The sequence below is a fragment of the Bradyrhizobium sp. 191 genome (assembly GCF_023100985.1).
Taxonomy (GTDB): domain Bacteria; phylum Pseudomonadota; class Alphaproteobacteria; order Rhizobiales; family Xanthobacteraceae; genus Bradyrhizobium; species Bradyrhizobium diversitatis.
The window spans coordinates 3,922,842-3,947,158 of record NZ_CP064692.1 but is presented as its reverse complement, the minus strand read 5'-3'; the positions used below and the strand labels follow the sequence as shown (position 1 = coordinate 3,947,158).

The following is a 24,317-nucleotide window of genomic DNA, read 5'->3' as shown; positions in this document are numbered from 1 at the left end:
CACCCCCTCACGGGGTGCCGGCACCGTGCTTTTCCGGAAGGCCCGCTTGGCAGAGACCCTTCTCGAAGATTACGAAGTCATCTGCCCGCCGAAACGGTGCCAGATTGCTGAGATTTTCACGAAGATCCGGATTGCATTCGAGCGCTTGCAGCAGAGGGCGTTGCGCTCGCTCACGCCGCCCGGCGAGTGCGTTGCCGGCTGCGGAAATGCAGGTCACGAGAAGAAGGTTTATCTGACCACGCAATGCGCTCTCGGCGCATGATACTGCCGCGTCATACCGGCCCGCCAGAAAATGCGCATACGCCATGGCGCCGTGCGCGTCGTAGTATATGGGCGGATCGAGCGGGCTAAGTCTCACGGCAAGTGCGGAGTGCTCAAGGGCGAGATCAGGCTCTCCCCTCCAAACTCTCAACCAGGCACTCGTGGCCCAGCCCTGAGCGAGATTCGGGTTGTCAGCCAACGCCCGGTCCACGTAGGCCGCTGCGTCGTCGAATTCACGGGCTATGAAGGCGAGTGCATATCCACCCACCGACAGTGCGACCTGATCATTCGTCCCCAGTTCTACAGCCTTCCGGGCCAGCCGAGTGGCTTCCGCAATTTCCTTTGCCGGATCGCTGATCCAGCCATTCGCCTTGCGCCGGACATAGCACCAGGCGGCCATCGCGTAGCCACAAGCCAGCCGAGGGTCGAGTTCGGTCGCCTTGCAGAAAAGCTGCAGCGCCTCGGTGTTTGCGTTGTTGGACCAACGTGATTTCGCCAGCCCACGCAGATAATGGTCATAGGCGTCCAGATTTTCGGGTGGCTTTCGCCTTGCCCGCTTGATCTCCTCACGCTGCAGTTTCGGGGCGATTGCACCTACGACGCAGGACGTCAGATTGTCCTGCAGATCGAGCATGTCCTCGATCGGGCCCTCAAAGCGCTCTGCCCAGAGGTGCGTTCCAGTTTCGGAATCGATCAGCTGTCCCGCGATTCGAATGCGATTTCCGGCTTTGCGCACGCTGCCTTCAAGGACGTAGCGTACACCAAGTTCGCGGCCGACCTGTTTTACGTCAACGACCCGTCCCTTGTATGCAAAGCTCGAATTGCGTGCGATCACGAACAGCCAGCGAAAATGAGCGAGGGCCATCGTGATTTCCTCCACGATGCCATCTGCGAAATACTCCTGTTCGGGATCGGAGCTGAGGCTGACGAAAGGGAGCACGGCGATCGAGGGCTTATCGGGCAGTGGGAGGACCGCTGTCCTCCCGTCTGGCTGGAACGGGGCGGCCGAAGAATCCGGCACCTGTACTTCCTGAACGGCTCCGACGAAACGGAAGCCCTTGCGCGGGATGGTCTTGATCAGTCGCTGCGCTCCCCCGCAATCGCCGACCGCGGTGCGGGCGGCATTCATGCGGGTCGTGAGCGCAGCCTCGGACACGATGCGCCCTTTCCAAATCGCGTTTATGATGTCGTCTTTGCTGACGACGCGCTGCCGGTTGCGGATCAAGTATTCGAGAATGTCGAAGACCTGTGGCGCAACGGAAACGAGATCAGTGCCGCGACGCAGCTCGCGCCGATCTGTGTCGAACACGTGTTCATCAAAGAGATAGCGCAAGTTGCCACTCCTGTAGCCACACTCCGCTGGATGACGCCGCCTCCACAACAATTGGGCCATAAAAATAAGCCGCCGGTAAGGAAAATGTAAGCCGCACGTCAAGCGTGCCCGACGAAGTCCTGACAGCCTGTCACCAGGAGAGTGATTGCCGAGGGAAATCGCCGATGAGCGCCATCTACGGCCCTGCACAGATGCGACGGACTGCCACATCCCTGCAGCAAGCCGTCAGCCTGTTCCTGCAATTCCGGACCGCATGGCGGAAGCGCCGCGCGCGGCAGAGGGTGCGAGCCGCCCTTGGTGCCCTCAGCGATCGGGAACTGATGGATATCGGCGTGACGCGCGGCGAGATTGACTACGTTACCTCGCAACGAAGCATTGCAAGGCCGCATCGTTCGACACTCCGAGACATTGGCGATGCGCTTCAGATCTTGTTGCTCGCCAATCTGTTCAGCTTGATCTCTGTAGATCGCACCGAGGCTCAATGCACTGCGCAGGATGTTCTGCGGCGAGACTTGACGGTCAAGGGAGCTCCGCCAGGTCAAAAAACGGAGATTCCGGTCAACTCCGCAGCAGATGTCCTGGTGTGGAAGACGATCCGGATAGGGACATTCACGGATACTTTTGCGCTTCGCGACGCGTTGAGCGCGATCGGGTGCGGAGTCGGAAACTCGGCCGCTGAGATACTGGCTCGACCGGCCTTTACGCTGAACCACGGGCAGGCGGAGGTTGCGCTCGTCGCCGTGTCGGTTGCCGAGCTCGGTTTTCGAGACGCTGCTTCGCTGCGGGAGACCTATCTGCGTGCACAAGAGCTCGGTTTCGTCCTTGCGCCCGCCGAAATCGCGCCGCAGCTGAGACTTCAATATTTGGACCAGCCGATCGGTGAGTTTCTCACTATTGGCATGGAGCCCATCAGGACATGGGCGGGTGAAGCTATACTTCTCACCGTGGCGAATGGCGGAGCAGGCCTCATCCTGATCGGTCAGGACGGCCGCGATGATGCGCAGATATCTGTGATGTCCCGTTTTGTGTTCGTGCGACCCCACACAGCTCCAGCTGTGGAAGCCGCCGCGATGGTGAGGTAGTTCGCCGTCTTTTCGGGCTGGGTCAGGGAGACAGTCGATGATCACACGTCGCGACGTGTTGTCGGCGGCCGCTGCCGCGCTCTCCGCCACGCAACTTGTGCCGCGGGCGCTCGCACAGCCGATCGGGAGAACCGTGCATATCCTGACGGGATTCACGCCTGGGCTGCAGGACGGATTGGCGCGACTCGTGGCCGGCCAGATGGGCGGGTATGCCGACACCATCGTGGTCGCGAGCCGGCCGGGCGCAGCCGGTCGCATCGCGGTGGAGGCGGTGAAGAACGCCGACGCGGATGGATCGGTCATGCTGTTCGCGCCGCTCGGCTTCATGATGTTCTTTCCGCACGTCTACAAGACGCTGAGATACCAGCCGCGGGATTTCACGCCAGTGTCGACCGTCGCCTCGACCCCGACCTTGCTGACGGTCGGTCCCAAGGTGCCGGCCGACGTCAAGACGCTGGCGGATTTCGTGGCCTGGTGCCGCGTCAATCCGAAGCAAGCCACTTTTGGCACGCCGGGCGCCGGTACCACCTTGCATTTTCTCGGTGCGATGCTGGGCCGCGCCGCCGGCTTCGATTTTCTTCACGTGCCCTATCAGGGCGGTGGCGCGATTCAGGATCTGGTCAAGGGCGTGATTGCTGCGACCGTCATGCCGATCGGCAGCTCGCTCGGGCTCGTTCAGTCCGGTGATCTCCGCGCGCTGGCGACCACCGGACCGCGCCGCTGCCCCTTTGTTCCGGCGGTGCCGACGGCGCGGGAGGCCGGATATCCGTCGCTCGAGGACCTCACATGGTTTGCGTTTTTCGTTCCGGCCAAGACACCGGCGCCGATCGTCGATAAGCTCAACGCCGCGATCCAGGCGGCCTTGCGCACCGACGAAGTCAAGGCCGGCATGGCAAAGCTGGCGGTCGAGCCCGACGCGATCGCCATGGAAGACTTCGCCAGGCTGATCGCATCCGAATCCGACCGGTGGAAGGCGATCGTGGAGGCAACGGGGTTCGTCCCGACCGATTGAACCCGGCATCGACAGGAGGCAACACATGAGCGGGCCGGCATCCGTGCATGATCTCGTGCAGTCGCATCGCATCACCGCGGTGATCTATGCCGCGGCCAAGCTCAATCTCGCCGAGGCCATCGGCGATGAGGCGAAATCGGTGGCCGAACTCGCCCGGCTGGTAAGCGCCGACGAAGATGCGCTGCGCAGGCTGCTCGTCGGCCTGACGACAATTGGCCTGTGCAGGCAGGCCGATCGGGACCGGTTTGCCATGACCGAACTCGGTCGGCAGCTCGACGAGACCGCCGACCCGTCCTTCAAGGATTGGGTTCTCTTCGAGGGCGAGACGCTCGCGCAAGTCTGGAGCGGACTGGTCGAGTCGGTTCGTTCCGGGAAGAGCGCGGGCGCCTTGCGCGGCGATGGCGACGATCGCTATGCCGCGACGAGCAATGCGCCGGAATGGACCCGTCTGTTCAATGCCGCGATGGTCAACCTCACGCGGACCATCGTTCCAAAGATCGTTGTGGCGCACGACTTCACGGCTGCACGCGTTGTCATGGATGTCGGCGGCGGCACCGGCGAATTGATCGGCGGCCTGCTCCAGCACAATCCGCATCTTGGGGGCATCGCCTTCGATCTGGCGCGCTGCGAGGCAGGAGCGCGGGCGCATTTTGATCGGCTTGGCATTGCCGATCGCTGCCGGTTCGTCGCCGGTAGTTTCTTCGAGAAGGTCCCGGGCGGCGCCGACACGATCCTGATGAAGAGCATCCTGCACAATTGGAAAGACGATCGTTGCGAGGTCATTCTGCGGAACTGCCGGGACGCGCTGCCGGCCAGTGGAACGTTGATCGTGATCGAGCGGATCATGCCGGAGCTTGCCACGACTGAGCCACAAGATCACTCCTGCGCCATGAGCGATCTCAATATGCTGAGGGGACCTGGCGGCCGCGAGCGGACGGAAGCCGAGTACCGCAGGCTCGGCGTCCTGGCCGGCTTCGCCTTCGTGGTAACCAGCAATATCGGCTCGTTCAGCCTCGTCCAATTCAGAAAGGTTGGAAACTGACTGCCGCGTGGCTTCCTTGAGCCGGTCACGTCAGCTGCGATGATGCCATCATGCCAGTGTTTTGCCCGACGCTTCAACTGCAATTTGGAAACATCGAAAAATGTAAGGCCTGCAAGCCCCCCTGCTACTGTGCATGGGGTTGTTTTCTACTGTGCATGGGGTTGTTTTCGCATTTTTGTTTGAGGGGGCTCGTGGGGGCAGAGGGAAGCGGGCGACGCCCCCGCCTCAGCTATCCACCTTCAGCGCGGCAATAAAAGCTTCCTGCGGGATGTCGACCTTGCCGAACTGCCGCATCTTCTTCTTGCCTTCCTTCTGCTTCTCCAGAAGCTTGCGCTTGCGCGTGATGTCGCCGCCGTAGCATTTTGCGGTGACGTCCTTGCGCAGCGCGCGCACCGTCTCGCGGGCGATCACCTTGCCGCCGATCGCCGCCTGGATCGGGATCTGGAACATGTGCGGCGGGATCAGCTCCTTCATCTTCTCGACCATGGCGCGGCCGCGGCCCTCCGCGCGGGTGCGGTGGACCAGCATCGAGAGCGCGTCGACCGGCTCGGCATTGACCAGGATCTGCATCTTGACGAGATCGGCCGGCTTGTAGTCGGTCAGGTGATAGTCGAACGAGGCGTAGCCCTTGGACACCGACTTCAGGCGGTCGTAGAAGTCGAACACGACCTCGTTGAGCGGCAGGTCGTATTTCACCATGGCGCGGGAGCCGACATAGGTCAGCTCCTTCTGCGCGCCGCGGCGGTCCTGGCACAGTTTCAGCACGCTGCCGAGATATTCGTCGGGTGTCATGATCGTGGCCTCGATCCAGGGCTCCTGGATCTCGGCGATCTTGACCACGTCGGGCATGTCGACGGGATTGTGGATCTCGAGCTCGCTGCCGTCGGTGAGCTTCATCTTGTAGATGACGCTCGGCGCGGTCGCGATCAGGTTCAGGTCGAATTCGCGCGACAGCCGCTCCTGGATGATCTCGAGGTGCAAGAGGCCGAGGAAGCCGCAGCGGAAGCCGAAGCCGAGCGCGGCGGAAGTCTCCATCTCGAAGGAGAAGCTGGCGTCGTTCAGGCGCAGCTTGCCCATCGCCGCGCGCAGCGTTTCGAAGTCGTCGGCATCGACCGGGAACAGGCCGCAGAACACCACGGGGATCGCCGGCTTGAAGCCCGGCAGCATTTCCGTAACAGGCTTCCTGTCGTCGGTGATGGTGTCGCCGACGCGGGTGTCGGCGACTTCCTTGATCGCGGCGGTGATGAAGCCGATCTCGCCGGGACCGAGCTCGTCGACCTGCTGCATCTTCGGCGTGAAGAAGCCGACGCGCTCGACGTCATAGGCGGCGCCGGTGCCCATCATGCGCACGCGCTGGCCCTTCTTCATGGTGCCGTCGACGATGCGCACCAGGACGACGACGCCGAGATAGACGTCGTACCAGCTGTCGACCAGCAGCGCCTTCAGCGTGGCGTCGCGATCGCCCTTTGGCGGCGGCAGACGCGTGACGATGGCCTCCAGCACGTCGGGGACGCCGAGGCCGGTCTTGGCCGAGATCATCACCGCATCCGAAGCGTCGATGCCGATGACGTCCTCGATCTGCTGCTTGACCTTGTCGGGCTCGGCGGCGGGCAGGTCGACCTTGTTCAGGACCGGGACGATCTCGTGATTGTTGTCGAGCGCCTGGTAGACGTTGGCGAGCGTCTGCGCCTCGACGCCCTGGCTGGCGTCGACCACCAGGAGGGAACCCTCGCACGCCGCCAGCGACCGCGAGACTTCGTAGGCGAAGTCGACATGGCCGGGCGTGTCCATCAGGTTGAAGATGTAATCCTTGCCGTCCTTGGCCCGGTACTGAAGGCGCACCGTCTGCGCCTTGATGGTGATGCCGCGCTCGCGCTCGATGTCCATGGAATCGAGCACCTGCTCCTTGCCCGCCATCTCGCGGTCGGAGAGGCCGCCCGTCATCTGGATCAGGCGGTCGGCCAGCGTCGATTTGCCATGGTCGATATGGGCGACGATGGAGAAATTGCGGATGTTGGAAATGGGGACGGTCGTCATGGGCGCGGGATACCACTCACATCCTCGTGCGGCAACCATATTGCTGTATTTTCAGGGCCTTTCTTCACGCCAAGCTGATTCCACGGCAGGCCAAAACGCGCTACGCAACGGCTCATGTCCACCACCTCGATCCCATCCGCCAGAGCGCGGGCGAAGACCCGCTTGAGTTACAACCGCTTCCGGGCCTGGCTGGTTGCCTGCGCAGTCCGTCCCGAGGCGCGCCTGTGGCTGGTGATCCAGCTCGCCATCCTGCATGCCGTGCTCTGGACCTTCATCCTGATCAATATCAAGGCGGCGCAGGACGTTCACATGGACGTCGCAGAAGCCTATGGCTGGGGCCAGAAATTCCTCTGGGGTTATGGCAAGCACCCGCCGCTGTCGGGCTGGGTGGCCGGCCTCTGGTTCAAGGTGTTCCCGGCGGCAGACTGGGCGACCTATGCGCTCGCGATGGCGACGGTGAGCGTCGGCATGGTGATCTGCTGGCTCGTGAGCTTGCGCGTGGTGGATGCGCGGCGCGCATTCCTCGTCGTGGTGATGATCGCACTCTACCCGATCTTCAATTTCAAGGGCTTCAAGTACAACCCGGACCTGCTCCAGCTCGTCACGCTGCCGCTCCTGGTGCTCGCTTATCTCAACGCATTCGAGAAGCGGACCTGGCAATCCGGACTCCTGCTCGGCCTAGCCGGCGCGATGGCGCTGATGACCAAATATTGGGTGCTGACCATGGTCGGCGCCATCGGCCTCGCCGCGCTGATCCATCCCGACCGGTTGCGATTCCTGTCGTCGCCCGCACCGTGGGTGGCGATCGTGACCATGATCGCGGCGATGATCCCGCACATCGTCTGGCTGGCGGACGCGCATTTCGTGCCGCTGACCTATGCCGGCGACACCTACAGCCTCCAGGACAGCGGTCAGGTGCATCAGCTCGTCGCCGGCTACGTGCTGCATAATCTCGGCCTGCTGGCATTGCCGGTCGCGCTCGCGGCGCTGGCCATGGCGCTGGTGCCGCCCTGGGTCAAGTTGCTGCTGCGCGCGCCCTCGCGCATCGTCACGCGGGCCTGGGCGCGCGGCGGCAATCCCGGCGTCAATCTTTCGCAGGCGCTGAACGTCTGGATGATCCAGATCATCGTCGCGGTCGGCCCGCCGCTCGGCGCGCTGGTCTTCAGCATCTACATGAAGACCGATTGGGGCATCTCGCTGTTCTTCCTGGTCCCGCTCGCGCTGGTCGCGATTCCTGCGCTGCGGGTGCAGAGCGCCGTGCTGTTCAACATCGCCGCGATCTGGCTCGTGCTCAGCGCTGCGACGCTCGCCGCTTCGCCCTGGATCGCCGCGCGCGAGATGGCGGTTAATGGCGGCAACACCGCGACTTATGGCGCGCGCTCGGAGCTGGCGCGCGAGCTGACCCAGGCCTGGCACGCGCGCTTCGCGTCGCGCTGGGCCGTCGTCGCGGGAACGATGGAGACGATACAGCCGATGGTGTTCTACAGCCCCGATCACCCCAGCCCGTTCACGCCGAACGAAGCCTGGGCTTCCGGGCTGACCTCGCTCGACGACATCAAGAGATACGGCTTCATCGGCGTGTTCGATGCGACCGACGAACGCCTGCCCAAGTTCGAGAAATGGGTGTCCGAGACCGCGCCGAACGCCGAGCGCATCGTGATGACGACGCGCCGCTTCACCCACGGCAAGGCGGGCCCGTCGATGACCTGGAACGTCTATATCGCAGCGCCGGGGAAGTGAGGGTTATTGTCGTTCCGGGGCACGCGAAGCGTGAGCTACGGTGCGCATTTGCGCACCTGAGAACCTCGAGATTCCGGGTTCGATGCTGCGCATCGCCCCGGAATGACAATCGGGCCTAAGTCCCTTCCTCGTTGAACTTGCTCTCGACGAGCTCGGTGATCGCCGCGAGCGCGGCTTCGGCATCCGTGCCGGCGGCGGATACCGTGATCGTCGTGCCGGGACCGGCGGCGAGCATCATCAGGCCCATGATCGAGGTGCCGCCGACGGTCTCGCCGCCGCGCGTCACCCACACCTGCGCATCGAAGCGCTCGACCGCCTGGACGAATTTCGCGGAGGCGCGGGCGTGCAGGCCGCGCTTGTTGATGATCAGGAGATCCTTGGAGATCGCGCCCGCGGGCACGCCTGTCCCCGCTTGTGGCGCCTCGCCGCTCATTTGCCGGCGAGCACGCGGCTGGCGATGGTGACGTATTTGCGGCCCGCTTCCTGAGCCATCGCGATCGCGTCGGGCAGCGAACGCTCCTCGCGCACCTTGGCGAGCTTGACCAGCATGGGAAGGTTGATCCCTGCGAGCACTTCGACCTTGGGCCGGCTCATGCAGGATATTGCAAGGTTTGACGGCGTGCCGCCGAACATGTCGGTGAGGATCGCAACGCCGTCGCCGGAATCGACGCGATTGACCGCCTCGATGATGTCGCTTCGGCAGAGATCGGAATCGTCTTCGGCACCGATCGTGATCGCTTCGATTTGCTTTTGTGGACCCATGACATGCTCAAGCGCTGCCTTGAATTCGTCGGCAAGGCGCCCGTGGGTCACAAGTACTAGACCAATCATCGGAAAACTCCTCGCGGGCGCTTTTGGTGCACCGCACGAACGCGCCACTTTGACCATCCAGAGCCCCCGCGCAAGAGGGGATGTTGCGTATCTCCCTGAATATAGACGGATGGATAATGGGAGCTGCGCCGGTCTACTCGGTCGCGATACTGGGGTTCATATGGTTACCATTTCCCTTCGAACAATCGCCGGTAGGGTTAACGGAAGATGAACTCTTGGTAGTGGTCAAGGCCGCAACAACCAGCGGGAGGGGCGAATGGTCGCGGCCGACCGGGACTCGCGGTATTTCGACACCAAAAATGCTGGTTTTCAACGATTCCGCCGCAGGCAGGCGCTCCGCGTCCGCCGCGTCAAGATCGACCACGAGACCGACGGTCGCATGCTCCACGAAGTCGCAGCGACGAATTCCCAAGCCCCGGATCTCGATCAAGCCAGCCAATACCGGCGCGGGGCGCACCTCAATTTCATCGCCGACTGTCGCCAGATGGACACGGTCATCACCGACCAGAACGGCCCTTTCGACCACGCCCGAGCGTCCCGCCATGATCAAATCAAAGGCAAGGCGCGACTTGCCGGAGCCCGACGGCCCGCGGATCAGCACCGCCAGAGATCCGACCTTGACCGCGGAGGCGTGAACGCTTGGCCCGCCGTCGCTCATAGAGCCGGCAGCCTGACCACGAAGCGCGCGCCGGCAACCGTCGGAGCCCCTTCGGCATCCAGCGGGCCAGGGCGGTTCTCCGCCCAGATGCGTCCGCCATGGGCGTCGATGATCTGCTTGGAGATCGACAGGCCGAGGCCGGAGTTTTGGCCGAAACCCTGATGCGGACGGTCGGTGTAGAAGCGCTCGAAGATGCGCTCCAGCGCGTCGTCGCGAATGCCGGGGCCGTCGTCGTCGACCACGATCTCGATCTCGCCGCGGACGCGGCGGCAGGTGAGACGCACCTTGCTGCCGGCTTCCGAGAACGATTGCGCATTGGAGAGCAGGTTGGAGACCACCTGCCCCAACCGTGAATCATGGCCGCTCACGGCGAAGGAGTCGGTCGGGCTGCGGCCCTCGAAGCGCGTCTCGACCGCGACGTCGTGGCCGAGCTTGGTCTCGTTGGCGACGGACACCAGCGTCGTCAGCAGGCGGCGCAGATCGACGGAGATCGCATCCTGGCGCTGCAATTCGGCATCGAGGCGGCTGGCGTCGGAGATGTCGGAGATCAGCCGGTCGAGCCGCTTGACGTCGTGCTCGATCACCTCGAGCAGGCGCGCGCGGCTGGTCTCGTTGCGCGCCAGCGGCAGCGTCTCGACCGCCGAGCGCAGCGAGGTCAGCGGGTTCTTCAATTCATGGGCGACGTCGGCGGCGAACATCTCGATCGCCTCGATGCGGCTGTAGAGCGCGCTGGTCATGTCGCGCAGCGCGCCGGAGAGGTGCCCGATCTCGTCACGGCGGCGCGTGAAGTCGGGAATCTCGATGCGGGCCTTGATGCGGCGGCGGACGCGCTCGGCGCTGTCGGCGAGCCGGCGCACGGGTCCGGCGATCGTGCTCGCGAGCAGCAGCGACAGCATGATCATGACGGCGGCGGCGACGCCGCCGACCTTCAGGATGGCGAGGCGCTCGGCGGTGACCATCTGGTCGATGTCGTCGCCTTGCGTCGACAGCATCAAGGCGCCGTGGATCGCGCGCGAGCGCAGCACCGGGACCGCGACCGACACGATCACCTCGCCGCGTGCATTGACCCGCACCATCGAGCGTTTCTGGCCCTGCAGCGCGTCCCCCACCTCCGCATAGCCATTGCCGTTCTCGGGCCCGAGCTCGCGATAAAGCGGCAGGTCGCCGCGGTTCAGCCAGGTGCGCACCGCGACCATGCCGCGCTCGACGAAACCGGGCTTCTCAGCCGGAGGCGGCAGATCGAAGCGCAGAACGTTTTCGAGGTTGCGGCTGTCGAGCAGCAGGCTGCCGTTCGGATCGTAGATGCGGGCGCGCGTCTTGGTCGGCGAGATCAGCGTGCGCAGCACCGGCGCCACGCGCTCCGGATTGATCGGGAAGTCCAGCGGCGAATATTCGTCCGAGCCGCCATAGGTCTCGCCCGGCTTGAGGTCGAGCAGCCGGTCGGGGTCGATGGTGATGGCGTTGGTCTGCACGGTCGCGGAGGCCGCGATCGCGCCGGCGATGATCTCGGCCTGCACCAAAAGGCTCTGTGCGCGCGCGTCGATCAGCCCGGCACGAAATTGCGACAGGTACAGGATGCTCGCCACCAGCGCGACGAGGCCGGCAAGGTTGAGCGAGACGATGCGGCGGGTCAGGCTCGAGAAGGACAGCGCGAAGAAGAACTGCCCGGCGCGCTTCAGCCAGTTCAGCGGTCGCCAGCCCTGCTGCTTTTCATCAATGACGTGCTCCGGAACGCCGTTGGATGCAAGATCCCCGGCGCTCCGGTCTGAGTCAGGCTGCGTTCGGTCAAGCAATGCTCACGCCCGCGTTAGGACAGCTCGTGCGAAGGTCCCCGCATCCTAGAGCGATCCTGGTCCCGATGGAACGAGAACCGGAGATGACATCGATCTTCGTGAAGGGTGCCAGCCGCTTCAGGCTTCCTTGAAACGGTAGCCGACGCCGTAGAGCGTTTCGATCATCTCGAACTCGTTGTCGACCACCTTGAACTTCTTGCGCAGCCGCTTGATGTGGCTGTCGATGGTGCGGTCGTCGACATAGACCTGGTCGTCATAGGCGGCGTCCATCAGCGCGTTGCGGCTCTTCACCACGCCGGGCCGGGTCGCGAGCGCCTGCAGGATCAGGAATTCGGTGACGGTCAGCGTCACCGGCTCGTTCTTCCAGGTGCAGGTGTGGCGTTCAGGATCCATGCGCAGCAGGCCGCGGTCGAGCGCCTTGGCGTCGTTCTCCTTCGGCGCGACGGTCGGGTCCTTCGGCGCCGAGCGGCGCAGCACGGCCTTGACGCGCTCGACCAGCAGGCGCTGCGAGAACGGTTTGCGGATGAAGTCGTCGGCGCCCATCTTGAGGCCGAACAGCTCGTCGATTTCCTCGTCCTTGGAGGTGAGGAAGATCACGGGCAGGTCGGATTTCTGCCGCAGGCGGCGCAGCGTCTCCATGCCGTCCATGCGCGGCATCTTGATGTCGAGGATGGCGAGATCGGGCTGGGTGGTGCGGAAACCGTCGAGCGCGGAGGCGCCGTCGGTGTAGGTCATGATGCGGTAGCCTTCGGCTTCCAGCGCGATCGAGACAGATGTGAGAATGTTGCGGTCGTCGTCGACCAAAGCGATTGTGGGCATGAGCCTCTGCTTTCTGCTTTCCGTTTGGGTCGTGGCTTGAAACGGCGAGCAATCCAGTGATGCGCCGCATACATACATGGGTGCCGAAGTTGGCGTTCGAACCTTGTCACCGAGCAATGCAAGCTGGGCTGAAGTGTGACCAAGTTCCACGAAACGCGGCAGATTCGCCGCATCTCGACCCATAACCGGACTCTCGTTTACCCGAAAGAAGGCCCTTCATGCAACCACCTGACCCGAGAAAGCCGATGCAGCCGACTCCCGATTTCGACCCCGGAAAGCTCGCCAAATCGCTGCTGCGGCGGTCCCGGCAGGGGGCTCTGGCGACGCTGATGACCGGCAGCGGCGATCCCTATTGTTCCCTGGTCAATCTCGCCAGCCACCCCGATGGATCGCCGATCCTGCTGATCTCGCGCCTCGCCGTGCACACAAGGAACATCCTCGCCGACAACCGGGTCTCGCTGATGCTGGACGAGCGCGTGGCCGGCGATCCCCTAGAAGGCGCCCGGATCATGCTGTCCGGCCGGGCGGAGGAGGCCGATAGCGACAAGGATCTGGTGCGGCGACGGTATCTCAGTGCCCATCCATCGGCGGAGGGCTTTGTTTCGTTTAAGGATTTCGCCTTCTTCCGGATCCGTCCCACGGGGACCCATCTGGTTGCCGGCTTCGGCCGGATCGTCGACCTCAGGCCCGATCAGTTTCTCACGGACCTCACGGGCGCCGACGACCTGCTGGCGGCGGAAGAGGGCGCCGTCGAGCACATGAATGCCGACCATCGCGACACCATGAACCTCTATGCAACGAAGCTCCTCGACGCCGCCGAGGGCGACTGGCGCTGCACCGGCTGCGACCCCGAGGGCCTCGACATGCAGGACGGCCAGACCACACTGCGGCTGGACTTCCCGGAGCGGGTGACGGATGGCACGGGCTTGCGCAAGATGCTGGTCCGCCTCGCTGGCGAAGCGCGCATGAAGATGGACCAGAGCGCAACGACTTGAACGCCGCGACCCGTCGCTGCGACCCATGACCGTGATGGTTTTCGGGCTTGCAGCGAGAGGGGTCATGGCGCGTCATCGTATGGCATGGGCCGTGGGTCTGGCGCTCGCGATCACCATCTTGCTTGCCACCCCGGCCCTCGCCCAGAAGGGCGATCTCGCCGCACAGGGGGCGCGGATCAACGCGCTCAATCAGGCCGGCAGATATGCGGAAGCGTTGCCCCTGGCGCAGGCCATGGTCGCGAGCCTGGAGAAGGCCAACGACGGTCGCGAATTGTCCGCCGCGCTCAACAATCTCGGCCAGGTCCATGCCGGCCAGGGCCGCGACGATCTGGCCGAGCCGGTCTACAAGCGCGCCATCGCGCTGATGGAGAAGTCGCTCGGCCTCGACACCGGCTTGATCGCGCCCGAGCTGAACAATCTCGCCGCGCTGTATCAACGGCAGGGCCGCTTCGCTGAAGCCGAGCCGCTGTTCAAGCGCGCGCTCGCGGTCAGCGAAAAGAGCCTGTCGCGCGAGCATCCCGATGTCGGCCGGGCCCTCAACAATCTCGCCGCGCTCTATGTGAAGCAGGAGCGCTTTGCCGACGCCGAGCCGCTGTTCCGGCGTGCACTTGCGATCTATCAGAAAGCCGCCGGGCCCGAGCATCCCGCGGTCGCGACCGTCCTGAACAACATCGGTCAGGTCGATCGCGACCTCCATCGCGACGCCGATGCCGAAGCTCCGATCAAGCGCTCGCTCGCGATCCGCGAAAAGGTGCTGGGGCCGGAACATCCCGATGTCGCGCGCTCGCTCAACAATCTTGCCGGGCTCTACCAGCACCAGAAGCGCCATGCCGAGGCCGAGCCGCTTTATCGTCGCGCCCTGGCGATCCGCGAGCGTGCACTCGGACCGGATCATCCCGATGTCGCGACTTCCGCGAGCAATCTCGCCCATTTCCTACAGGCGACGGGACGCACTGCGGACGCTCTGCCATTCGCGCAGAAGACGCTCGCCGCCAATCGTGCCCAGCTGCGTGTGGTGTTGCCGATCCTGTTCGCAGCGCGGCAGCAATCGCTACTGACGAACGACAGGGCGCTCGATGACGCGCTCGGTGCGATCCAGCGCGGCACGCAATCGTCCGCCGCCTCCGCCGTGAACAAGCTCGCGGTGCGGCTCGCTGCCGGCAGCGACCGGCTCGCGGAGCTCGTGCGCAAGGATCAGGATCTTGCGGCCGAATCTGACGCGCTCGACAAGGCGATCGTCGCCGCGGTGTCGAAGCCGCCCGCGCAGCGCGACGTCGCGGCCGAGCAGCGCAGCCGCGCGCGGATCGCGGCGATCGCGAGCGCGCGCAATGGATTGCAGAAGACGCTCGCTGTCGAGTTTCCCGACTATGCCTCGCTCTCCAACCCGCTGCCTCTGACGGTGAAGGAGATCCAGCCGCTGCTCTCGGCCGACGAGGCGATGGTGATCTACTCCGTCGTCGACAGTCAGAGCCATGTCGTCGCGATCACGCGCGAGGGCGTCGACTGGAAGGAGATTTCTCTCGGAGCGGATGCGCTGGCGCAGAAGGTGGCCGCCTTCCGCAGCGGCCTGGATGTCGGCAAGGCGCTTGATGCCTCCGGCAAATCGGGACTGTTCGATCTTGCGCTTGCGAGCGAGCTCTATGCCGCGCTGCTCGGCCCGGTCGAGGCGCTGACGAAGGACAAGCGCAGCTTGCTGGTCGTACCGTCGGCCGCGCTGACCGCATTGCCGTTTCATCTGCTGGTCACGGAGAAGCCGCAGGCGGCGATTCCGGACAGGCCCGAAGGCTATCGCGATGCCGCCTGGCTGCTGCGGCGGCAGGCCGTCTCGGTGCTGCCGTCGGTGATCAGCCTGAAATCGCTGCGCGGCTTTGCCCGCAGGGACCACGGCGTCAAGCCGATGACCGGTTTCGGCGATCCCGTGTTCAACCCTGCAGCCGAAGGTCCTGCCGACCGGCGCACCGCGAGCAGCAAGATCGCCGCGCGCAGCATCGCGACGATGGCCTATGCCGAGTTCTGGCGCGGCGCAGGCGTCGATCGCGCGCGGCTGGCGCAGGCGCTGCCGCAGCTGCCCGACACCGCCGACGAGCTGAATGCGGTGGCGAGGGACGTCGGCGCCGCCGCGGCCGATATCCATCTCGGACGCGATGCCAGCGAAACGACGCTGAAGCGTGCAGCGCTTGCCCAATACGGCATCATCTACTTTGCCACCCACGGCCTCGTTGCCGGCGACGTCAAGGGACTGGGCGAGCCCTCGCTTGCACTCTCCATCCCGGATCAGCCGTCGGAGCTCGACGATGGTCTGCTCACCGCGAGTGAAGTGGCCCAGCTCAGGCTCAACGCCGATTGGGTGGTACTGTCGGCCTGCAACACCATTGCGGGCGACAAGCCCGGCGCCGAGGCGCTGTCGGGATTGGCGCGCTCGTTCTTCTATGCAGGTGCCCGCGCGCTGCTGGTTTCGCATTGGGCCGTGGATTCGGAAGCTGCCACCCGCCTGACCACATCGACGTTCGCGCTGCTCAAGAACGAACCAAGGATCGGTCGTGCCGAAGCCTTGCGCCGTGCGATGTTAACCTATCTCGACGACGCCTCGTCGCCGCGCAATGCCTATCCCGCGATGTGGGGGCCGTTCGCACTGATCGGCGAAGGTGAGGTCAGGTGAGATTGCGCCGCGGCGATTGTGCATCGCAATAACCCCGAGTAACGCGCAAATGCACGTTTGGTTGCGCGATCATTCGTACTTTTTTGCCGCGGCTGCTCAGAGCTGACATGCGTGACGTTTGGCGCGGTCCTTGAATAAACCAAATCCTGCGGGATCAGCTTGGCAAGGCCAGCGTTCATGATTATTACGTCGTTCAGCCGAGGCTGAACGGCCCATTGATCAAGGTGACCGTGGTGGCGCCAAACTTGTCGCGCTGAGTGTCGCGGGTTCTAGGAGGATTCTTTCGTGCAAGAGACGGGCGTGCGCAACGGTGCCTTCGGCGCCGACAAATTCGGCTTAAGGAATCTCAAGCAGCTGCACTGGAATCTCCGTGCGCCGCAACTCTATCAATACTCGCTCGCAGCGGGTGAGGCGGTGCTGTCCGCTGACGGTGCGCTCTGCGCCGACACGGGCGAGTTCACCGGCCGCAGCCCGAAGGACAAGTTCACGGTCCGTGACGCCACCACCGACAAGAAGATGTGGTGGGCCGGCAACCAGTCGATCACCGCGGAGCAGTTCGAAACGCTCTACCAGGACTTCCTCAAGCACGCCGAAGGCAAGAAGCTGTTTGCGCAGGATCTCTACGGTGGTGCCGACCCGGCCTACCGGATCAAGACGCGCGTCTTCACCGAGCTCGCCTGGCACTCTCTGTTCATCCGCACCCTGTTGATCCGCCCCGAGGCGATCGAGCTGTCGACCTTCGTGCCGGAGCTCACCATCATCGACATGCCGAGCTTCCGCGCCGATCCTAAACGCCACGGCGTGCGCTCGGAGAACGTGGTCGCGATCGATTTCACCCGCAAGATCGTCCTGATCGGCGGGTCTTATTATGCCGGGGAGATGAAGAAGTCGGTCTTCACCACGCTGAACTACTATCTGCCCGAGCGCGGCGTGATGCCGATGCACTGCTCGGCCAATGTCGGCGCCAAGGGCGACGCCGCGATCTTCTTCGGCCTGTCGGGCACCGGCAAGACCACGCTGTCGGCCGATCCCAACCGCACGCTGATCGGCGACGACGAGCACGGCTGGGGCCCGAACGGCGTCTTCAATTTCGAGGGCGGCTGCTATGCCAAGTGCATCAAGCTCTCGAAGGAGGCCGAGCCGGAGATCTATGCGGCCTCGACCCGCTTCGGCGCGGTGCTCGAGAACTGCGTGCTCGACGAAGACACCCGCGTGGTCGATTTCGACGATGGCTCCAAGACCGAGAACACGCGTTCGGCGTACCCGCTCGAGTTCATCCCGAACGCCTCGCGCACCGGCCGCGCGCCGCAGCCGAAGAACGTGGTGATGCTCGCCGCCGACGCCTTCGGCGTGCTGCCGCCGATCGCAAAGCTGTCGCCGGCGCAGGCGATGTATCACTTCCTCTCCGGCTACACCGCCAAGGTCGCGGGCACCGAGCGCGGTCTCGGCAACGAGCCGCAGCCGGAATTCTCCACCTGCTTCGGCTCGCCCTTCCTGCCGCTCGACCCCAGCGTCTACGGCAACATGCTGCGTGACCTCATCGCCCAGCACAATGTCGATTGCTGGCTGGTCAATACGGGCTGGACCGGCGGCAAGTACGGCACAGGCAGCCGCATGCCGATCAAGGTGACGCGCGCGCTGCTCACCGCCGCGCTCGACGGAAGCTTGCGCAACGTCGAATTCCGCACCGACAAATATTTCGGCTTCGCGGTCCCGACCGCGCTGCCGGGCGTGCCGAGCGAGATCCTCAACCCGGTCAACACCTGGAAGGACAAGGACGAGTTCGACAAGACCGCCCGTGCCCTGGTCGGCATGTTCCAGAAGAACTTTGCCAAGTTCGAAGCCCAGGTCGACGCCGAGGTACGCGCCGCCGCGCCGGAGGTGAAGCTGGCGGCGGAGTAATCGTTGCTCCGTCTTCAATGCAAAAGGGCGGCTGAATGGCCGCCCTTTTTGTTTGGAGTCGCCAGAGCGAACCGCACCCTCGGTGTCGTCCCCGCGAAGGCGGGGACCCATAACCCCAGGGAGAAGTTGTTGCGCGAGCTGGCAACTCCGAGTCTTCGTCAAACCACTTCCTGTGGCTATGGGTCCCGGATCTGCGCTTCGCTTCGCTGCGCTTGTCCGGGACGACGAGTGTGGCTACGCCTTGAAATACGCGATCTGTGTGCTCGTCGCGAGCAACCTGCCGTTCGGCGACCACAGCTCGGCGTTCTGGTCGGCGTAGCTCTTGTGCATGATCTTCGAATCCGCCGTCGCGAGCACGCGCGTGATGTCTTCAGTGGCGAGCTCTGCGCTGTCGGTGTGGAAATAGGTCGTCAGCGACACCGTGCCGAACGGCACCAGCTCGCGGCGCGCGTGGAAGATGCGGCCGAAGAAGGCATCGGACATCGACATCAGCGACAGCATGTCGAGCTTGCGCGGCGTGCGGTCGCTGATCCAGATCTTGGAGTAGGTGCTGGCGAGCTCGGGCTGCGGCGGGCCGATCCGCATCTCGCCCTCGACGAAGCGGAATTCGTACTGGTTGGCCCAGGACGCCGAGATCTTCGGGAACGGCAGCGTCTGCTCGAACGGCCTGGCGTCCGGATATTGCGCCACCCGGTGTTCCCAGGACGGGCGCCGCTCGGCGAACACCGCGGTGGCGAGCGTTGCCACCTCGCCGCCGCCCTGGCTGAGCTCGACGCTCCAGTGCTGGCTGGAGCGGTTGGCCTTCACCAGCCGCACGTCGAGATCGAACGGCCCCTTTGCGATCGGCGCGCAGTAGTTGACGGTGAGTGCGAGCGGATCGCCGGCGGCTTGCGGATGCTCGATCAGCGCGCGCAAGATGGTCGCGGCGGTGGCGCCGCCGAACGGGCCGACGAAGGCCCAGTAGTCATCGCTGGTGTGCCCCTGCCAGCTGCTGTCACCGGCGGTGATGCGCGTGGCGTCGTCGAAGGGGTGGGGAAGCTTGGCGTGCATTGGAATCCTCGGTGTCTCCCCGCCGGTCATTGCGAGCGCAGCGAAGCAATCCAGACTGTCTCCTAGGAAAGATTCTGGATTGCTTCGCTGCGCTCGCAATGACGCTGGTCGAGGTTGCTGCGGCGTGTCACCGGCGCCGCCTTGGGGATGATAACGATCATATCATCATCCCGCGCGAAGGATGCAATAACCTCGCAGGTAAACGCCGTTTCACGCCGCGGAAAATCAGCCCGCGGCGTCGCGCAGATCCGGCAGCAGCGGCGTCGTCGGGTTCACCGGCACGTTCCAGATTTCCTCGGCATATTCGCGGATGGTGCGGTCGGAGGAGAACCACGCCATACGCGCGACGTTGAGGATGGAGGCGCGGGTCCAGGCCGACGAGACCAGCCAGCGCGCATCGACCGCGCGCTGCGCCTCGTAATAGGAATCGAAATCGGCGCTGACCATGTAATGGTCGAGATAGCGCAGCGCATGCGCGATCGATTCGAAGCGGCCGGGGTCGCCGGGCGAGAACTCGCCGGCGCCGACTGCATTGATGGCGCGCTGCAGCTTCGGCGACCGGCGGATCACGTCGGAGGCATCCAGCCCTTGCTTGCGCCGGATCATCACGTCGCCGGCCTCCATGCCGAAGATCGCGATGTTCTCCGCGCCGACATGGTCGCGGATCTCGATATTGGCGCCGTCGAGCGTGCCGATGGTGATGGCGCCGTTCAGCGCCAGCTTCATGTTGCCGGTGCCCGAGGCTTCCATGCCCGCGGTTGAGATCTGCTCGGACAGATCGGCGGCGGGAATGATCACCTCGGCGAGGCTGACATTGTAGTCGGGCAGGAACACGACCTTGAGCTTGCCGCCGATCGCGGGATCGTTGTTGACGATTTCGGCGACGTCGTTGATCAGCTTGATGATCAGCTTGGCGTAGCGGTAGCTCGCCGCCGCCTTGCCGGCGAAGATCTTCACCCGCGGCACCCAATTGCCGTTGGGGTCGTCCTTGATCGCCTGGTACAGCGCGACCGTCTCGATGACGTTGAGCAGCTGGCGCTTGTACTCGTGGATGCGCTTGATCTGCACGTCGAACAGCGCGCTCGGATCGACCTTGATGCCGAGCCGCTCGCCGATCAGGCGGGCGAGCTGAGTCTTGTTGTGGTGCTTGACGCTGCGGAATTTCTTCTGGAACTCGACGTCGCTGGCGCGCGCCTCGATCAGCGAGAGCTGAGTGGGATCGTCGAGCACGGCCTCGCCGCAGGTCTCGCGCAAGAGGTCGGTCAGCTTCGGGTTCGCCAGCATCAGCCAGCGGCGGAAGGTGATGCCGTTGGTCTTGTTGGTGATGCGGCCGGGATAGAGATGGTTGAGATCGTGGAACACGGTCTCGCGCATCAGGTCTGAATGCATCGCCGAGACGCCGTTGATGCGGTGCGAGCCGACGAAGGCGAGCTGGCCCATGCGCACGCGGCGGCCGCTCTTCTCGTCGATCAGCGAGACCGAGGCGCGGAAGTCGATGTCGCCGGGGCAGCGCGCCTCCGCAAGCGCCAGATGCTGCACGTTGATCCGGTAGATGATCTCCAGATGCCGCGGCAACAGCCGCTCGAACAGCTCGACCGGCCAGGTCTCCAGTGCCTCGGGCAGCAGCGTGTGGTTGGTGTAGGAGAGGGTGGCGACGGTGATCTTCCAGGCCTCGTCCCAGCGGAAATTGTGGAGGTCGACCAGGATGCGCATCAGCTCGGTGACGGCAAGGCTCGGATGGGTGTCGTTAAGCTGCACCGCGACCTTGCCTGCGAGGTTGCGCAGCTGGCCGTCGGAGGCGAGATGCCGTTTCACCAGGTCCTGGAGCGAGGCGGAGACGAAGAAATATTCCTGGCGCAGCCGCAGCTCGCGGCCCGCCGGGCTCTCGTCGTTCGGATAGAGGAACTTGCAGATCGCCTCCGCGCGCGACTGCTCGGCGCTGGCGCTGACATAGTCGCCCTTGTTGAAGGCATCGAGCTTCAACGGATCGGGCGAGCGCGCCGACCACAGGCGTAGCGCATTGACGTGATGGCCGCGCCAGCCGACGATCGGCGTGTCATAGGCGATCGCCTGCACGGTCTCGCCCGGATGCCAGATCGCGCGGTCGCGGCCCTTGTCGTCGACATGCTCGACGCCGCCGCCGAAATTGACGTCGTAGATCACCTCGGGCCGCTGCAATTCCCAGGGGTTGCCGAAGCTCAGCCATTCATCGGGATATTCCTGTTGCCAGCCCTGGTTGATGATCTGGCGGAACAGGCCGTAATCGTAGCGGATGCCGTAGCCGATCGCGGGAATCGACAGCGTCGCCATGCTTTCCATGAAGCAGGCGGCGAGGCGGCCGAGGCCGCCATTGCCGAGCGCAGCGTCCGGCTCGCATTTGCGCAGCTCCGGCAGCGAGACGCCGAGATCGCCGAGCGCGACCTCGAAGATCTTCAGCAGCCCCATGTTGTTGAGCGCGTCGGTGAACAGGCGGCCGATCAGGAATTCGAGCGAGAGATAATAGACCCGCTTGCGTCCCGCATCGTAGCTGTGCTTCTCGGCCGTCAGCCAGCGATGCACGATGCGGTCGCGCAGCGCCAGCGCCGCGGCCTGGTACCAGTCGTGTTTCGTCGCCATGCCCGCGTCCTTGCCGATGGCAAGGCGCAGCTTTGCCAGGATCGCGCCCTTGATCTCAGCCAGCGCGAGTTCGTCGATGGGCTGTCCGGGGGCCGGAGAACTGGGTTGGAACGATGAATCCTGCAAAGCCGTCACTTCCTGGGTCGAAAGAACTCTTACCAATCTACGCGTCCTGCCCTTGCACCGGAACTGCCGCCCGTGCGCTGGTGCACTGCGCTGGCGCAAATTTATGCAAGGAACGGGCCGAATTGGGAACCCGGGCGAGCACGGAGAAACCGGGATTTCCGTGCTAGATTACGAAAGATTCAGCCATCAGTGTGGAGAACACCCCATGAGACTGCTGACGCGACTGCCGATCGAAATCGCCGCTGCGGCCCTGCTCGTCGTCTGCATCGGCGCCTCCGGCGCGGCTTTTGCCGCTGGCAAATCCGGTCGCAGCGCCGACGGTCTCAGTTGCGGATTCACGGTCCCGCAGAACGCGTCGCCCGCAGCCCGCTGCGCCGCGATCAAGCGCCAATGCGGCGGCAAGTTCTACGCAAATGCGTGCGGCGACAAGCTGCTGTCCGCGGCGAATTGAAAGCCGTCGGAGGTCCGGCGGACTCAAGCCGCCTTCGTCTGCACCGTGTCGCAAAACTCCGCGAGACGATTCGCAAGCTGCAGCGTTGCCGGGCTCGCATTCGGCGAAGCCATCAGTGCGAGCTCGGTCTTGTTGATCGGCGCAAAGCCTTCCTTCGCCGTCAGCACGCGGTGCTCCGACTGGATCGACATCTCCGACAGGATGCTCAAGCCCATGCCGGCGGCGACGGCGGCCTGGATGCCGGCGAGATTCGATGACGTATAAGCGGTGTGCCAGGCGCGGCCGGCGCTTTCCAGCGCGTGGATGGCGCCGGCACGATAGAGGCAGCCGAGCGGAAAGCCGATCAGCGGCACCGACGACACGGCGACGTCGACCGGATGGCTCTTGCTGGTGACCCAGTGCACGCGCTCGGGCCATACCGCGATCGCGTCCTTTCCGCCGGCCTCGCGCTTGTAGAGCGCAAGATCGAGCTCGCCGCGTTCGAGATCGCGGGCGAGGTGCTTGCTCTGGTCGGCGCGCACGTCGAGCCGCAGCCCCGGATGCGAGCGCGAGAACGCACCCAGCAATCTGGGCAGCCGGTACGCCGCGAAATCCTCGGGGATGCCGAGCCGCATCGCGCCTTCGCTGTCAGGCTGGCGCAGCACGTCGCGCGCCTCCTCGGCGAGCGAGAGCAATCGGCGCGCATAGGAGAGCAGCCGCTCGCCGGCCTCGGTCGGCCGCACGTCCTTGCCGTCGCGGTGCAGCAGCAGCTGGCCGACATCCTCCTCCAGCCGCTTGATCTGCTGGCTCACGGTCGACTGCGTGCGGTGGACGCGGGCGCCGGCGCGGGTGAAGCCGCCGGCCTCGACCACCGAGACGAAGCTGCGCAGGAGCTCCAGATCGAGCATGCCGGCCTCCATTGGAAAATCCACTGATATGGAGTTAATCATTTAATTTCCAAATGACAAGCGGCCTCTCTAGATGAGGGCATTCTGGAGAATGCCCTCATGTCGCTCGCCACCTCGCTTCCCGCAGCCCCCAGCCGTTTCAACACGCTGCCGCTCGCCATCGGCCTGTTCTGCCTGCTCTGGAGCTACGCCTTCGTCGCCGGCAAGATCGGGGTCACCCATTGCCCGCCGCTGCTCCTGCTCGCCGCGCGTTTCTCGCTCGCCGGCATCCTGATCCTGGGCGCCACGCTGATCCGCGGCGAGGCCTGGTCGTTGTCCTGGCGCGACGCCGCCATCTTCGCCGTGATCGGCATCGCCAACAACGCGCTCTATCTCGGCCTCGGCTATACCGGGCTGCAATCGGTCTCCGCCGGTCTCGGCGGCCTGATCGTCTCGGCCAATCCGGTGTTCACGGCGGCGCTCGCCGCGATCCTGCTCGGCGAAGGCATGACCTGGCGCAAGGCGAGCGGCCTCCTGCTCGGCGTGCTCGGCATGACGGCGATCGTCTGGCACCGCCTCTCGGTCGGCACCGATTCCCTGCACGGCATCGTCTTCACGCTGGCCTCGCTGGCCTCGCTCGTGGCCGGCACCATCCTGTTCAAGCTGCTGGCGCCGAAGGGGTCATTGTGGATCGGTAACGGCGTGCAGAACCTCGCCGCGGGCATTGTGCTGACGCCGGTCGCGCTCACCTTCGCCGATATCCATGCGGTCGACTATACGCCGAGCCTGATCGGCGCCTTCGCCTTCCTCGTGCTCGGCGGCTCGATCCTCGCCTATTGGCTCTGGTTTCACCTGCTCAAGGTGTGCGGCGCCACCGCCGCCAGCGCCTATCATTTCCTGATGCCGCCGCTCGGCATGCTGTTCGCCTTCCTCGTGCTCGGCGAGCACGTCGAGGCGCCGGACCTGCTCGGCATCATTCCGGTCGCGCTCGGCATCTATCTGGTGACGCGGCCGGCGAAGGCGGCGTCGTGAGTTGAAGGCTTC

Annotated in this window: 19 protein-coding genes; 9 read left to right on the top strand and 10 right to left on the bottom strand. The window is 64.5% G+C overall.

Annotation, left to right across the window (positions count from 1 at the left end; all coding sequences use genetic code 11):
- Positions 1–7 precede the first annotated feature (7 nt).
- Positions 8–1,594 carry a winged helix-turn-helix domain-containing protein gene (locus IVB23_RS18330; RefSeq protein ID WP_247804542.1) on the bottom strand — a complete coding sequence of 529 codons (1,587 nt, stop codon included), beginning with the start codon at positions 1,592–1,594 and terminating at the stop codon, positions 8–10.
- Positions 1,595–1,758: 164 nt separating this feature from the next.
- Between IVB23_RS18330 and IVB23_RS18325 the strand changes: the two genes are divergently transcribed.
- Genes IVB23_RS18325 through IVB23_RS18315 form a run of 3 tightly spaced genes read left to right on the top strand, consistent with a single transcriptional unit; the run spans position 1,759 to position 4,730 of the window.
- Positions 1,759–2,676 (top strand): DUF1127 domain-containing protein, encoded by a 918-nt coding sequence (locus IVB23_RS18325; RefSeq protein WP_346659150.1) that lies wholly within the window; start codon positions 1,759–1,761, stop codon positions 2,674–2,676.
- Positions 2,677–2,713: 37 nt separating this feature from the next.
- The gene (locus IVB23_RS18320; protein WP_247804540.1) at positions 2,714–3,688 is read left to right on the top strand and encodes a tripartite tricarboxylate transporter substrate-binding protein; all 975 of its coding nucleotides are present in this window, start codon (positions 2,714–2,716) and stop codon (positions 3,686–3,688) included.
- Between the two features lie 25 nt (positions 3,689–3,713).
- Positions 3,714–4,730, top strand: coding sequence for an acetylserotonin O-methyltransferase (locus tag IVB23_RS18315; RefSeq protein ID WP_247804538.1), 1,017 nt, complete (start codon positions 3,714–3,716; stop codon positions 4,728–4,730).
- A gap of 225 nt (positions 4,731–4,955) precedes the next feature.
- Here IVB23_RS18315 and lepA read toward each other — a convergent pair whose 3' ends face one another.
- Positions 4,956–6,767, bottom strand: a complete 1,812-nt coding sequence (gene lepA, locus IVB23_RS18310) for a translation elongation factor 4 (protein ID WP_061882520.1) — start codon at positions 6,765–6,767, stop codon at positions 4,956–4,958.
- Between the two features lie 114 nt (positions 6,768–6,881).
- Here lepA and IVB23_RS18305 point away from each other — a divergent pair, with 114 nt between their 5' ends.
- Positions 6,882–8,507: a glycosyltransferase family 39 protein gene (locus IVB23_RS18305; RefSeq protein WP_247804536.1), complete on the top strand. Its 1,626-nt coding sequence runs from the start codon at positions 6,882–6,884 to the stop codon at positions 8,505–8,507.
- A gap of 115 nt (positions 8,508–8,622) precedes the next feature.
- Here the strand turns inward: IVB23_RS18305 and IVB23_RS18300 are convergent, their stop codons facing one another.
- The 5 genes from IVB23_RS18300 to IVB23_RS18280 all read right to left on the bottom strand — a co-directional run bounded on the left by IVB23_RS18300 (position 8,623) and on the right by IVB23_RS18280 (position 12,608).
- Positions 8,623–8,940 carry an HPr family phosphocarrier protein gene (locus IVB23_RS18300; protein WP_197968562.1) on the bottom strand — a complete coding sequence of 106 codons (318 nt, stop codon included), beginning with the start codon at positions 8,938–8,940 and terminating at the stop codon, positions 8,623–8,625.
- Positions 8,937–9,338, bottom strand: a complete 402-nt coding sequence (locus IVB23_RS18295) for a PTS sugar transporter subunit IIA (protein WP_024339151.1) — start codon at positions 9,336–9,338, stop codon at positions 8,937–8,939. Before IVB23_RS18295 ends, IVB23_RS18300 begins: the two co-directional genes overlap by 4 nt.
- A 133-nt stretch (positions 9,339–9,471) precedes the next feature.
- Entirely contained in the window at positions 9,472–9,996 is a 525-nt protein-coding gene (locus IVB23_RS18290; RefSeq protein ID WP_247804535.1) for an HPr kinase/phosphatase C-terminal domain-containing protein, read from the bottom strand.
- Positions 9,993–11,789 carry a sensor histidine kinase gene (locus IVB23_RS18285; RefSeq protein WP_247804533.1) on the bottom strand — a complete coding sequence of 599 codons (1,797 nt, stop codon included), beginning with the start codon at positions 11,787–11,789 and terminating at the stop codon, positions 9,993–9,995. The genes IVB23_RS18290 and IVB23_RS18285 overlap by 4 nt, the downstream gene beginning before the upstream one ends.
- Positions 11,790–11,906: 117 nt before the next feature.
- On the bottom strand, positions 11,907–12,608 hold the full coding sequence (locus IVB23_RS18280; RefSeq protein ID WP_008542552.1) for a response regulator transcription factor: 702 nt from the start codon (positions 12,606–12,608) through the stop codon (positions 11,907–11,909).
- A gap of 245 nt (positions 12,609–12,853) precedes the next feature.
- Here IVB23_RS18280 and IVB23_RS18275 point away from each other — a divergent pair, with 245 nt between their 5' ends.
- The 3 genes from IVB23_RS18275 to IVB23_RS18265 all read left to right on the top strand — a co-directional run bounded on the left by IVB23_RS18275 (position 12,854) and on the right by IVB23_RS18265 (position 18,164).
- Positions 12,854–13,603, top strand: coding sequence for a DUF2470 domain-containing protein (locus IVB23_RS18275; RefSeq protein WP_197968565.1), 750 nt, complete (start codon positions 12,854–12,856; stop codon positions 13,601–13,603).
- 64 nt (positions 13,604–13,667) lie between these two features.
- Positions 13,668–16,262, top strand: coding sequence for a tetratricopeptide repeat protein (locus tag IVB23_RS18270; protein WP_247804531.1), 2,595 nt, complete (start codon positions 13,668–13,670; stop codon positions 16,260–16,262).
- Between the two features lie 285 nt (positions 16,263–16,547).
- Complete coding sequence (locus IVB23_RS18265; protein ID WP_061882513.1) at positions 16,548–18,164, top strand: phosphoenolpyruvate carboxykinase; 1,617 nt, start codon at positions 16,548–16,550, stop codon at positions 18,162–18,164.
- Positions 18,165–18,398: 234 nt separating this feature from the next.
- On the opposite strand, the gene IVB23_RS18260 is transcribed toward IVB23_RS18265, so the two are convergent.
- Together IVB23_RS18260 and IVB23_RS18255 are read right to left on the bottom strand one after the other, a co-directional pair.
- Positions 18,399–19,214 (bottom strand): thioesterase family protein, encoded by an 816-nt coding sequence (locus IVB23_RS18260; protein WP_197968567.1) that lies wholly within the window; start codon positions 19,212–19,214, stop codon positions 18,399–18,401.
- Between the two features lie 225 nt (positions 19,215–19,439).
- Positions 19,440–21,956, bottom strand: a complete 2,517-nt coding sequence (locus IVB23_RS18255) for a glycogen/starch/alpha-glucan phosphorylase (RefSeq protein WP_061882511.1) — start codon at positions 21,954–21,956, stop codon at positions 19,440–19,442.
- Between the two features lie 205 nt (positions 21,957–22,161).
- Here IVB23_RS18255 and IVB23_RS18250 point away from each other — a divergent pair, with 205 nt between their 5' ends.
- The gene (locus IVB23_RS18250) at positions 22,162–22,407 is read left to right on the top strand and encodes a hypothetical protein (protein ID WP_061882510.1); all 246 of its coding nucleotides are present in this window, start codon (positions 22,162–22,164) and stop codon (positions 22,405–22,407) included.
- Between the two features lie 23 nt (positions 22,408–22,430).
- On the opposite strand, the gene IVB23_RS18245 is transcribed toward IVB23_RS18250, so the two are convergent.
- A complete protein-coding gene (locus IVB23_RS18245; protein ID WP_247804529.1) occupies positions 22,431–23,294 on the bottom strand; it encodes a LysR substrate-binding domain-containing protein in 864 nt (287 codons plus the stop codon).
- Positions 23,295–23,393: 99 nt separating this feature from the next.
- On the opposite strand from IVB23_RS18245, the gene IVB23_RS18240 reads away from it, so the two are divergent.
- The gene (locus IVB23_RS18240) at positions 23,394–24,305 is read left to right on the top strand and encodes a DMT family transporter (RefSeq protein WP_247804527.1); all 912 of its coding nucleotides are present in this window, start codon (positions 23,394–23,396) and stop codon (positions 24,303–24,305) included.
- Positions 24,306–24,317: the final 12 nt, after the last annotated feature.